11 protein-coding genes are annotated in these 12,317 nt (G+C 53.3%); 6 read left to right on the top strand and 5 right to left on the bottom strand.

Features of this window, described 5'->3' with window-relative positions; all coding sequences use genetic code 11:
* Window positions 1–26 precede the first annotated feature (26 nt).
* Window positions 27–281, bottom strand: a complete 255-nt coding sequence (locus FDW87_RS18295; protein ID WP_016153363.1) for a GlsB/YeaQ/YmgE family stress response membrane protein — start codon at window positions 279–281, stop codon at window positions 27–29.
* A 200-nt stretch (window positions 282–481) separates the two neighbouring features.
* Between FDW87_RS18295 and ycgR the strand changes: the two genes are divergently transcribed.
* Window positions 482–1,216: a flagellar brake protein YcgR gene (gene ycgR / locus FDW87_RS18290; protein ID WP_095715404.1), complete on the top strand. Its 735-nt coding sequence runs from the start codon at window positions 482–484 to the stop codon at window positions 1,214–1,216.
* Between the two features lie 11 nt (window positions 1,217–1,227).
* On the opposite strand, the gene emtA is transcribed toward ycgR, so the two are convergent.
* Window positions 1,228–1,839, bottom strand: a complete 612-nt coding sequence (gene emtA / locus FDW87_RS18285) for a membrane-bound lytic murein transglycosylase EmtA (RefSeq protein WP_016153365.1) — start codon at window positions 1,837–1,839, stop codon at window positions 1,228–1,230.
* A 98-nt stretch (window positions 1,840–1,937) separates the two neighbouring features.
* On the opposite strand from emtA, the gene ldcA reads away from it, so the two are divergent.
* On the top strand, window positions 1,938–2,852 hold the full coding sequence (gene ldcA, locus FDW87_RS18280; RefSeq protein WP_016156781.1) for a muramoyltetrapeptide carboxypeptidase: 915 nt from the start codon (window positions 1,938–1,940) through the stop codon (window positions 2,850–2,852).
* Window positions 2,853–2,949: 97 nt separating this feature from the next.
* Window positions 2,950–4,689, top strand: coding sequence for a potassium/proton antiporter (locus FDW87_RS18275; protein WP_104651344.1), 1,740 nt, complete (start codon window positions 2,950–2,952; stop codon window positions 4,687–4,689).
* A 107-nt stretch (window positions 4,690–4,796) separates the two neighbouring features.
* Here FDW87_RS18275 and dadX read toward each other — a convergent pair whose 3' ends face one another.
* The gene (gene dadX / locus FDW87_RS18270) at window positions 4,797–5,867 is read right to left on the bottom strand and encodes a catabolic alanine racemase DadX (protein WP_046275018.1); all 1,071 of its coding nucleotides are present in this window, start codon (window positions 5,865–5,867) and stop codon (window positions 4,797–4,799) included.
* Between the two features lie 12 nt (window positions 5,868–5,879).
* The gene (locus FDW87_RS18265) at window positions 5,880–7,178 is read right to left on the bottom strand and encodes a D-amino acid dehydrogenase (RefSeq protein ID WP_046275019.1); all 1,299 of its coding nucleotides are present in this window, start codon (window positions 7,176–7,178) and stop codon (window positions 5,880–5,882) included.
* 322 nt (window positions 7,179–7,500) lie between these two features.
* Here FDW87_RS18265 and FDW87_RS18260 point away from each other — a divergent pair, with 322 nt between their 5' ends.
* Window positions 7,501–9,033 (top strand): SpoVR family protein, encoded by a 1,533-nt coding sequence (locus FDW87_RS18260; RefSeq protein WP_003833557.1) that lies wholly within the window; start codon window positions 7,501–7,503, stop codon window positions 9,031–9,033.
* Between the two features lie 75 nt (window positions 9,034–9,108).
* Here FDW87_RS18260 and fadR read toward each other — a convergent pair whose 3' ends face one another.
* Entirely contained in the window at window positions 9,109–9,828 is a 720-nt protein-coding gene (gene fadR / locus FDW87_RS18255; RefSeq protein ID WP_016153370.1) for a fatty acid metabolism transcriptional regulator FadR, read from the bottom strand.
* Between the two features lie 236 nt (window positions 9,829–10,064).
* Between fadR and nhaB the strand changes: the two genes are divergently transcribed.
* Together nhaB and dsbB are read left to right on the top strand one after the other, a co-directional pair.
* Window positions 10,065–11,609, top strand: a complete 1,545-nt coding sequence (gene nhaB, locus FDW87_RS18250; protein WP_137380033.1) for a Na(+)/H(+) antiporter NhaB — start codon at window positions 10,065–10,067, stop codon at window positions 11,607–11,609.
* Window positions 11,610–11,750: 141 nt separating this feature from the next.
* Window positions 11,751–12,281, top strand: a complete 531-nt coding sequence (dsbB, locus tag FDW87_RS18245; protein WP_003844060.1) for a disulfide bond formation protein DsbB — start codon at window positions 11,751–11,753, stop codon at window positions 12,279–12,281.
* The last annotated feature ends 36 nt before the right edge of the window (window positions 12,282–12,317 follow it).

The raw sequence follows: 12,317 nt of genomic DNA, 5'->3' as shown, positions 1-12,317 counted from the left end.
AAACGGCCCCGTCAGGGGCCGTTCTATTAATCTCGTCGTACAAGCCGAAAGACACCCAGCACAACAATCGCGCCGACCACGGCCACCAGGAAGCTGTGGAGATTAAACCCGCTGATATCGCCGCCGATACCGAACATCGTAGCCAGCCATCCACCGACCACCGCACCGATAATACCGAGAATGCAGGTCAGGATAAATCCACCGCCATCGCGCCCCGGCATAATCAGTTTGGCGATAACCCCCGCAATCAGACCAAAAATAATCCAGGTAATAATTCCCATTTCCAGGCCCTCTTTCCAGTGAACGCACGCGCAAGACATTCTTGCGCCAGCACGTTAAGTATAGGCAAGCCATCGCTACGTGCTTTTTCCCTCAGACTTAATTCATTGGGTTTGGTAAAAAATTTCATCCATTTGTATTAAGTTCCGTTGATTGATGCCGATAATCCAACGATAAACCAGGCATCCAGGAGTCATTAGGTGTGAGTAACTACAATGAGCAGTTCCTGAAGCAAAATCCGTTAGCGGTGTTAGGCGTACTCCGGGACTTAAATTCGCAGCAGGTTCCGCTGCGTATTTCCTGGTCAGGTGGCCAGTTCATCAGCAAAATACTGGCGGTCAGCCCGGACGAACTGATCATGGATTTTGGTAGTCAGGAATATGAAAACCAGGCCGTGCAGCGGGCCAGTCAGATAACGATTATCGCCGAAACGCAGGGAGCCAAAGTGGAGTTCACCCTGCCACAGCTGAAAAAAGGCGAATACCAGCGGCTACCCGCATTTATCTCATCATTGCCGCCATCTCTGTGGTTCGTCCAGCGTCGGGAATATTTCCGTATCGGTGCTCCACTGCATCCCCCCTATCGCTGCACGGTAAAAATGCCGGATAACAGCACGCTGTGTTTTCGCTTATTCGATTTGTCTCTTGGCGGTATGGGCGGGCTGTTAGAAACGGCAAAACCAGAGGGACTGGTAGAAGGCATGCGCTTTTCACAGGTTGAACTGAACATGGAGCAATGGGGAGTGTATCAGGTGGACGCCCAGCTAATTTCCATTAGCGAACGCAAAGTTATCGACGGGAAAAACGAAACAATTACCACTCCCCGCCTGAGCTTTCGTTTTCTCAACGTCGGCCCGGCGGTGGAGCGTAACCTACAGCGGATTATTTTTTCCCTCGAGCGCGAGGCCCGGGAAAAGTCGAATAAGGTGCGCGATTAGCATCACCTGAATTACATCACATCCAGCGCTTGTTGAAGCTTCCAGATATAGCGCGGAGCCTGCGGCGCCGGATGATTATCCGCAACATGTTCAATAAATTCATCCGGGCTGAGATCGTTTATCTTATTAATGGCTTTTTTCCTGTCGGAGGAGAACGTTCGCAGCAGCGCGCCCGCACCGTTGGCGTACGATACCACCAGCGCATATTGCATCACCTGCGGATCTTCGATCCCGGCCAGCGGCCCGGTCTCAAGAATGCTCAGGTATGCGGCCCCCATCGAGATATTGCGCTCAGGATTTTTCAGCTCGCTGGTTGACGGCTCGCCACTCCACCCCATGCGACGATAAACATCACGCCCTGACGTCGAGGCTTTTAACTGCATCAGGCCAATCGCATTAGACTTACTGACCGCATTCGGGTTTCCACCTGATTCAATGGCGATGATCGCGGTAATCAATTGTGGACTGACACCCCAGGCCGCACCGGCTTTTTCGCTGATCGGCATCCATTGCATTGCGCGTTTAACCGGAACTTCAGCATTCCACGGCGGATTTTTGTAATCCTGTTTTGAACTACAGCCCGCAAGTAATACAACCAAAAAAGCAAACCATCTCAATTTCACGTCATCTATCCTTATAGCCGGAACCTGTCGCTGAGGTGACAACGACATACCTACGCGGCATGATATACATTTGGTTTTAGTTGTAGCAAGGAAATGCCATGTCCCGGTTTCACTTAATTGCCCCGTCGGGCTACTGTATCAACCAGCAGGCTGCCTTACGCGGGCTGGCGCGTCTTACTGAGGCCGGTCATCAGGTCGACAATTCAGCGGTCATTGCGCGCCGCTGCCAGCGTTTTGCGGGTACAGAAGCAGAACGGCTTGCTGATGTGAACGCGCTCGTAAATCTGAACACGCCCGATACCATTGTGATGGCAGTACGCGGCGGCTATGGCGCGAGCCGTTTACTGGCAGAGATTGACTGGCAGGCGCTGGCGAACCGTCAGCAACACAACCCGCTGCTGCTGTGCGGACACAGCGATTTTACCGCGATCCAGTGTGGTCTGCTGGCGCAGGGGAATGTGATTAGCTTCAGCGGCCCGATGCTGGCGGCTAACTTTGGCGCCGAGGAGATGAACGCATTTACCGAGCACCATTTCTGGCAGGCTGTTCGCAATGCCCAATTTACCCTCGAGTGGCAAGGTAACGGTCCGGCATGTGCGACCGAAGGTACGCTATGGGGCGGAAATCTGGCGATGCTCATTTCTCTGATGGGCACGCCGTGGATGCCCGCTATCGAAAACGGCATTTTGGTGCTGGAAGACATTAACGAGCATCCTTTTCGCATTGAACGCATGCTGCTGCAACTGTATCACGCAGGAATACTGGCCCGACAAAACGCCATTATCCTCGGCAGTTTTAGCGGCAGCGCACCTAATGATTACGACGCGGGTTACAGTCTTGACTCAGTTTGTGATTTTCTACGCGCCAGGTTATCGGTTCCGGTGATCGACGGCCTCGATTTTGGTCATGAACAACGCACCGTCACCTTGCCGTTGGGGGCCAGAGCGGTACTGAAAAATGATAAAAACGGCGCTCAGCTCACCTTAAGTGGGCATCCGGTACTTAAATCGTAAAAAAAGCGGTTAACAGGGCTAAGTAAAACGCTGTTTCTGTCGTTATTATGTTAGGGTTTATAAATACGAAACAGCGTAATTCAGGAGTAACCGAACGTTGGATGCCGCAGCAATAATTAGCCTTTTTATTTTGGGTTCCGTACTCGTCACCTGCAGTATCTTACTCAGTTCATTCTCATCACGTCTTGGTATCCCTATTCTGGTGATATTTCTCGCTATCGGTATGTTAGCGGGAGTCGACGGCGTGGGCGGTATTCCTTTCGATAACTACCCTTTCGCCTATATGGTGAGTAACCTGGCGCTGGCGGTTATCCTGCTCGACGGCGGGATGCGCACCCAGGCCAGCTCATTTCGTGTCGCGTTAGGCCCGGCGCTGTCGCTGGCGACCGTCGGGGTGCTGATTACCTCCGGACTCACCGGCATGATGGCCGCGTGGCTGTTTCATCTGGATCTTATCGAAGGACTCCTGATTGGCGCGATTGTCGGTTCAACCGATGCCGCGGCGGTTTTTTCCCTGCTCGGCGGCAAGGGGCTTAACGAACGTGTTGGCTCTACGCTGGAAATTGAATCCGGGAGTAATGACCCGATGGCGGTGTTTTTAACCATCACGCTTATCGCCATGATTCAAAATCACGAGACTGGATTAAGCTGGATGTTTGCGGTGCATATTATCCAGCAGTTCGGCTTAGGGATCATACTGGGCCTCGGTGGGGGCTACCTGCTTCAGCAAATGATTAACCGCATTTCACTGCCTGCCGGGCTTTATCCGCTACTGGCCTTAAGCGGTGGGATCCTGATTTTTGCCCTGACCACTGCACTGGAAGGCAGCGGTATTCTGGCGGTCTATCTGTGTGGTTTCCTGCTGGGTAATCGCCCCATCCGCAACCGATTTGGCATTCTGCAAAACTTCGACGGTCTGGCATGGCTGGCACAAATCGCCATGTTCCTGGTGCTGGGACTGCTGGTTACGCCGTCCGACCTGCTGCCTATCGCGATACCTGCGCTGATTTTGTCTGCATGGATGATATTCATTGCCCGTCCGCTGTCGGTCTTCGCCGGACTGCTGCCGTTTCGTGGCTTCAATCTGCGCGAGCGCATTTTCATCAGTTGGGTGGGCCTGCGCGGTGCAGTCCCCATCATCCTCGCCGTGTTCCCAATGATGGCGGGTCTGGAGAATGCGCGCCTGTTCTTTAACGTCGCGTTCTTCGTGGTTCTGATCTCGCTGCTGTTTCAGGGAACGTCGCTTTCCTGGGCCGCCAAAAAAGCCAAAGTGGTGGTTCCTCCCGTCGGCTGGCCCGTTTCGCGCATTGGTCTGGATATTCACCCGGAAAACCCCTGGGAGCAGTTTGTTTATCAGCTCAGCGCGGATAAGTGGTGTGTAGGAGCCGCATTGCGTGACCTGCATATGCCGGAAGAGACGCGAATTGCCGCCCTGTTTCGGGACAACGTGCTGTTTCACCCATCCGGCAGTACGCGGTTGCGTGAAGGCGATGTTCTGTGCGTCATTGGCCGCGAGCGCGATCTCCCTGCTCTCGGCAAGCTGTTCAGCCAGTCGCCGCCGGTGTCGTTAGACCAGCGCTTCTTCGGTGATTTTATTCTCGAGGCCAGCGCAAAATACGCCGATGTGGCACTGATTTATGGCCTGGAAGATGGCACAGAGTATCGTGATAAACAGCAAACGCTGGGTGAAATTGTCCAGCATCTGCTTGGCGCCGCGCCGGTCGTCGGTGACCAGGTTGAATTTGCTGGCATGATCTGGACGGTTGCTGAGAAAGAAGATAATGCGGTGCTGAAGGTCGGTGTTCGCGTTGCTGAAGATGATGATGAGGCGCGTTGATGCTTTTTGCCGGGCGGCGGCAGCGCTTTGCCCGGTTTGCGCTCTGCGTCGCATAAACGGTGGAGCCGGATGAAGCGCATCAGCGTCGACATCCGGCTTCATATACGTTACACCGTCACAACCGGCACGCGCAGCGCCAGAGAACACATCAACTCGTAGCCCACCGTACCCGCTGCGCTGGCCACATCGTCAATTTTAATCTCTTTGCCCCACAGCTCTACCGGCGTCCCGATCCCCGCCTGCGGACACGGTGTCAGATCTACCGCCAGCATATCCATTGAGACCGTCCCCACCGTTGTAGTGCGTACGCCGTCCACCAGCACCGGCGTTCCGCTTGGCGCATGGCGCGGATAACCGTCTGCATACCCGGTCGCCACAATGCCAATACGCTGCTCGCCGCTGGCGGTATAGCGTCCCCCGTAACCCACCCGGTCTCCAGCTTTCAGCGTCTGTATGCCGATTATCTCGCTGCTCAGGGTCATGACCGGTTTCAGGCCGGTATTGGCGATGTCCCGCCACTGTCCCGAAGGTGATGCGCCATACAAAATAATGCCCGGGCGCACCCAGTCATAATGTGCTTCAGGGTGCCACAGCGTGGCGGCCGAATTGGACAGCGACCGTCTGCACTCCAGCCCTTCTGTCGCCTGTGCAATCCGCGCCATGGCGTCCTGAATACCTTCCGGGTGCTCCGCATCTGCAAAGTGGGACATCAGCGTCATTTCACCGACGTTGGGCATTGCCCGCAGCTGTTGCCAGACCGTTGATACTCTTTCCGGTAAGAAACCCAGTCGGTTCATGCCGCTGTTCACCTTCAGGTAAACATCCAGCGGCGCGTTGAGGCGCGCATTCTGCAGCGCTTTTAATTGCCAGTTACTGTGTACACAGGTGGTTAGACGATATTTGTCATACACCATCAGGTCTTCGGCGTGGAAAAATCCCTCCAGCATGAGTATCGGGCCTTTCCATCCGCGCTCACGCAGGGTTATCGCTTCTTCAAGATTGAGCATGGCAAAACCGTCGGTTGTGCCCAGCGCATTCCAGACACGTTCAATGCCGTGTCCGTATGCATTGGCTTTCACCACCGACCAGACGCGGGCGTCCGGCGCGGCCTGGCGGGTAATGGTCAGGTTTTGTTTCAACGCCTGCAGGTCAATGCTGGCCAGTATCGGGCGAGTCATCTCACGTCCTTATCAGTTATGTGCGCCATGTAAATGCCGTGGACGAGATGGGGTAAACCCCGGGCTGTAACGCGCCACGCTCAGATCGTCGTAAGGAATGGCTGGTGTGCGGCCAGACAGAATGTCGCTCAGCAACTGACCCGAACCGCAGGCCATGGTCCAGCCCAGCGTGCCGTGGCCGGTATTAAGCAGTAGATTCTTAAAGCGCGTTCGCCCGATCACTGGCGTACCGTCCGGCGTCATCGGACGCAGCCCGGTCCAGAAGGTTGCCTGCTCCACATGCCCACCGCGTGGGAAGAGATCGCGGACGACCATCTCCAGCGTCTCACGACGGGGTTGCAGCAATTCCGTATTGAAGCCGACAATCTCCGCCATGCCGCCAACGCGAATACGATTATCAAAGCGGGTAATGGCGATTTTGTAGGTTTCATCAAGGATCGTTGAAACCGGCGCGCCGTCATCTTGCGCCACCGGAATGGTCAATGAATAGCCTTTGAGCGGATAGACCGGAATATCAACGATCCCCTTCAGCATCGCCGTAGAGTACGAGCCGAACGCCATTACATAGGCATCGGCTTTGACTATCTCCTCGCCACACTGAACGCCATAAATCTGCTCACCATCGCTCAACAGCTTATCGACCGGAGTATTAAAGCGAAATTTCACACCCGCCTGCTCCGCCATCAGCGCCAGACGCTGGGTAAACAGCTGGCAGTCACCCGTTTCGTCATTCGGTAAACGCAGACCGCCGGTCAGCTTGTGTGCCACTTCCGCCAGCGCCGGTTCAACTTCCGCCAGACGGCTTGCTTCCAGGAGCTGATACGGCACGCCGGCGTCTTCGAGGACGGCGATGTCGCGGGTCGCGTTCTCATACTGTTGAGCGGTACGGAACAGTTGCAACGTTCCGCCCTGGCGTCCTTCGTACTCGATACCGGTAGAGGCGCGTAGCGCTTTCAGGCAATCACGGCTGTATTCCGCCAGTCGCACCATCCGGCCCTTGTTTTCCATGTAATGGCTGGTGTCGCAGTTGCGTAGCATCTGCCACATCCATTTCAACTGGAACTGCGTCCCATCGAGGCGAACGGCCAGCGGCGCGTGGCGCTGAAACATCCATTTAATTGCTTTAAGCGGAACACCTGGCGCCGCCCAGGGTGCTGCATAACCTGGAGAGATTTGCCCCGCGTTCGCCGCACTGGTTTCCAGTGCCGGACCGGGCTCACGATCAATGACGGTGACATCGTGTCCAGCCTGACTTAAGTACCAGGCGCTGGTCACGCCAACGACACCACTTCCCAGTATGACAACTCGCATAGCCACTCCGTTAACAGTAAAAGAACAATCATCTAATTACATCTTGATAACTCAGTTGAAAATATTATTCAACATATGGCTTTTTTATGGTGACTTATCTCACATATGGCGGTGATGGCGGGGAACTCCCTGCTTTGGTATCTCCTGCTGTGCGTTATTTTTATCCAGCATAAAATTTTGCGGCCATACCGTTTTTCGACGCCTCGCTAACAAGAAATCGCAAAGAAAAAAATTCAGCCGCAGCACGTTTTTTAACACCATGATCTATGCTTGAAATGAGGTACTCCAGACAGAGAGTGCCGCCAACAATGAGGGTGCGCGAATGGCTACGATTGATTCCATGAACAAGGACAGCACACGGTTAAGCGATGGACCCGACTGGACGTTTGATCTGCTGGATGTCTATCTGGCGGAAATAGACCGCGTGGCGAAACTCTACAGACTGGATACCTACCCGCACCAAATCGAGGTGATCACCTCCGAACAAATGATGGACGCTTACTCCAGCGTCGGGATGCCAATCAACTATCCTCACTGGTCGTTTGGTAAAAAATTTATTGAAACCGAGCGTTTGTATAAGCATGGTCAGCAGGGGCTGGCCTATGAGATTGTTATCAACTCCAATCCGTGTATCGCGTATTTGATGGAGGAGAACACCATCACCATGCAGGCGTTGGTGATGGCGCATGCCTGCTACGGACATAACTCCTTCTTTAAAAACAACTATTTGTTCCGTAGCTGGACGGATGCCAGCTCCATCGTCGATTACCTGATCTTCGCGCGAAACTATATTACCCAGTGTGAAGAGCGTTACGGCGTGGATGAAGTCGAAAAGCTCCTCGACTCCTGTCACGCGCTGATGAACTACGGCGTGGATCGTTACAAACGCCCGCAAAAAATCTCCCTACAGGAAGAGAAAGCCCGACAGAAAAGCCGTGAAGAGTATCTGCAAAGCCAGGTAAATATGTTGTGGCGTACGCTGCCGAAGAAAGAGGAAGAGAAAACCGTTGCGGAAGCCCGACGTTATCCTTCTGAACCGCAGGAGAACCTTCTGTACTTCATGGAGAAGAACGCCCCGCTGCTGGAATCCTGGCAACGCGAAGTGCTGCGCATTGTGCGCAAGGTCAGCCAGTATTTTTATCCGCAGAAACAGACCCAGGTGATGAACGAAGGGTGGGCCACTTTCTGGCATTACACCATCCTTAATCACCTTTATGACGAAGGTAAAGTCACCGAACGGTTTATGCTGGAGTTTTTACATAGCCATACCAACGTGGTATTCCAGCCGCCGTACAACAGCCCGTGGTATAGCGGGATAAATCCCTATGCTCTGGGTTTTGCCATGTTCCAGGATATTAAACGAATTTGTCAGTCGCCTACCGAAGAGGACAAATACTGGTTCCCGGATATAGCGGGTTCTGACTGGCTGGAAACCCTGCATTTCGCGATGCGCGATTTCAAAGATGAGAGCTTCATCAGCCAGTTCCTGTCACCGAAGGTTATGCGTGATTTCCGCCTGTTCACCGTGCTGGATGACGATCGTCATAATTATCTGGAGATTTCCGCGATTCACAACGAGGAAGGATATCGTGAGATCCGCAACAGGCTGTCGTCGCAATATAACCTGAGCAACCTTGAGCCGAATATTCAAATCTGGAATGTCGATCTGCGCGGCGACCGCTCGCTCACCTTGCGCTATATTCCGCATAATCGCGCTCCGTTGGATAAAGGACGCAAAGAGGTGCTCAAGCATGTGCACCGGCTCTGGGGTTTTGACGTGATGCTGGAGCAGCAGAATGAAGACGGCAGTGTGGAACTGCTGGAGCGTTGCCCGCCGAGGATGAACGGTCTGTAAATCTTATTGCCGGATGGCGACGCGAAAACGTCTTATCCGGCCTACAATGCATTTCGTAGGCCGGATAAGCTGCGATTAGCGCCCCTGAATAGCTAAATCGCCCGGCAGGTTTTTCTGCATACGATGCCAAATCTCGCCGCTGTCGTGACCATAGCGACGCACCGTTTCATATACCTGCTCATGAGCACCCTGATCACAAAGTTCTGACAGCTTACGGTAAAAGCTCAGCGCCAGCGCGCGGGCTTCCGGATTGGCGAAATAATGGCGGCCAATGCGGGTATATAATCCCTTCATTCCATTGAGGATCAAACCGTAAATCGGATTGCCAGAGGCAAATGCCAGACCGCGGAAAATGTTATAGTCCAGATCGGCGAACGCATCAGCATGGTCGGCCACCTGATTTGCCGTTGCCAGAACCTCCTGCGCTTTATCAGGATGCTGGCGAAACGCGGTACGAACAAAGATCGTCGAGATGTTGGTACGCACGGACAGCAGATTATCAATAAGCTGCGGCACGCTCTCGTGATCGAGACGCGCCAGCGTTTCAAGGATATTTAGCCCGGAGGTTTCCCAGAAGTTATTCACCTTCGTCGGCTTGCCGTGTTGAATGGTCAACCAGCCGTCCCGCGCCAGACGCTGTAATACCTCGCGTAACGTGGTACGTGTCACTCCAATCAGTTCAGAGAGTTCACGTTCAGCAGGCAAAATAGTGCCAGGTGGGAAGCGGTTATTCCAGATACTTTCAATGATGTACTCTTCCGCGAACCCAGCCGGGCTTTGCGCCTTAATGACCATAGTGATAATTCCATTACACAGCAAAACATAGTTACAGTTATCATACCAGACGGGCTACATGGCTGATAGCTGACGCAATGAAGAAAAAGTGGATCAAGGCTTCATTTTCCAGATTACGCTGAAGCACAGCCAGCCTTGTCCGTCGCGTGAATAGCTTGCCTGTACTCCCTCCTCCCGCTAAGCTTTGCGGTCAAACATAAAAACATGATTTCATTTTTAAAGGTAGGGAAATCACCATGGAGCTATCATGGGGCCGCGCTATGTGGCGCAATTTTTTAGGTCAATCACCTGACTGGTACAAACTTGCACTACTCGTATTCTTAGTCGTTAACCCGGTTATATTTTTCATCAATCCCTTTATTGCGGGCTGGCTGTTGGTGGCCGAGTTCATTTTTACGCTGGCGATGGCGTTAAAATGTTACCCGCTGCTACCAGGCGGGCTGCTAGCCATCGAGGCGGTCATCATCGGCATGACCAGCGCCACACATGTGCGTGAAGAGGTTGCCGCTAACCTTGAGGTGCTATTGCTGCTGATGTTTATGGTGGCTGGCATCTACTTTATGAAGCAGTTGCTGCTGTTTATTTTCACCCGCCTACTGCTTACGATTCGCTCCAAGATGCTGCTGTCGCTGGCATTTTGCGTTGCCGCCGCCTTCCTTTCTGCATTCCTGGATGCACTGACCGTCGTTGCCGTGGTAATCAGCGTAGCGGTTGGTTTTTATGGTATTTACCATCGCTTCGCCTCTTCCCGCACGGAAGACAACAATATGCTCGATGATAGCCATATCGATCAGCACAATAAGGTCGTACTGGAGCAGTTCCGTGGTTTTCTGCGCAGCCTGATGATGCATGCGGGTGTCGGTACAGCGTTAGGCGGCGTAATGACTATGGTCGGCGAACCGCAAAACCTGATTATCGCCAAAGCGGCTGGCTGGCATTTTGGTGACTTTTTCCTGCGCATGTCGCCGGTCACCGTCCCGGTGCTGATTTGCGGCCTGTTAACATGCATGCTGGTTGAGAAATTGCGCTGGTTTGGCTATGGCGAAACGCTACCGGAGACCGTCCGCGATGTCCTGCAACAGTTTGACGATCAAAGCCGTCAGCAGCGTACTCGTCAGGAAAAAATCAAACTGATTGTTCAGGCGATTATCGGTATCTGGCTGGTGGTTGCCCTGGCCCTGCATCTGGCGGAAGTCGGATTAATCGGTCTGTCCGTCATTATCCTGGCCACGTCGTTGACCGGCATTACTGACGAACACGCGATTGGTAAAGCGTTTACCGAGTCGCTGCCTTTCACCGCCCTGCTGACCGTGTTCTTCTCTATCGTTGCGGTGATTATCGATCAACAGCTCTTTTCACCGATTATTCAGTTTGTTTTGCAGTCTTCTGAACATGCTCAACTGACGCTGTTCTATCTCTTTAACGGCCTGCTGTCTTCTATCTCTGATAACGTGTTTGTCGGCACCATCTACATTAACGAAGCCAAAGCCGCGTTGGAACATGGGACCATCAGCCTTAACCAATTTGAGCTGTTAGCGGTGGCGATCAATACCGGGACTAACCTGCCTTCCGTTGCTACCCCAAACGGCCAGGCGGCATTCCTGTTCCTGCTGACCTCCGCGCTGGCACCATTGATTCGACTCTCTTATGGCCGCATGGTGTGGATGGCTCTGCCTTATACTCTCGTCCTGACGCTGGTTGGTCTGCTTTGCGTCGAGTTCACGCTTGTTCCGGTGACTGAGTGGATGACCCAGGCGGGCTGGTTAGCTACACTTTCATAACAATTTACCGGGCAAATCACTGCCCGGTTTGACTTTTTGCATGATAATTATCCGATTACTCAAATTTTCAATTCCTGCTAGTGGCGCATAAATTGAATTGGTTTAAACTGCGCTCTCTACGCATGTTGCAGGGAAATTATTATGTTGCGATTTTTAAACCAGTGCTCCCGAGGTCGTGGTGCATGGTTATTGTTGGCGTTAACCGCCTTTGCGCTGGAGCTTGTCGCGCTGTGGTTCCAGCACGTCATGCTGCTAAAACCTTGCGTGTTGTGTATTTACGAACGTAGCGCATTATTTGGCGTGATGGGCGCGGGGCTGGTGGGGGCTATCGCACCAAAAACGCCGCTGCGCTATGTGGCGATGATTATCTGGATTTACAGTGCCTGGCGCGGACTGCAGTTAGCGTATGAGCACACCATGATTCAGTTGCACCCATCACCATTTATGACCTGTGATTTTGCCGCACGCTTCCCGAGCTGGCTGCCGCTGGACAAATGGCTGCCGCAGGTGTTTTTAGCATCCGGTGACTGTGCTGAACGCCAGTGGTCTTTTTTAACCCTGGAAATGCCACAGTGGCTGTTGGGGATCTTCGCCGCTTACCTGGTGGTCGCCGTGCTGGTAGTCATAGCACAGCCGTTTAAACCGAAAAAACGTGACCTCTTCGGTCGCTAACAGAGACGCTCCTTCGGGAGCGTTTTTTTTGCCTTA

Source organism: Citrobacter sp. wls826, from assembly GCF_005281245.1.
Taxonomy (GTDB): Bacteria; Pseudomonadota; Gammaproteobacteria; order Enterobacterales; family Enterobacteriaceae; genus Citrobacter; species Citrobacter braakii.
Note: the sequence above shows the minus strand (reverse complement) of the source record. Positions and strands in the feature narration are given on the sequence as shown.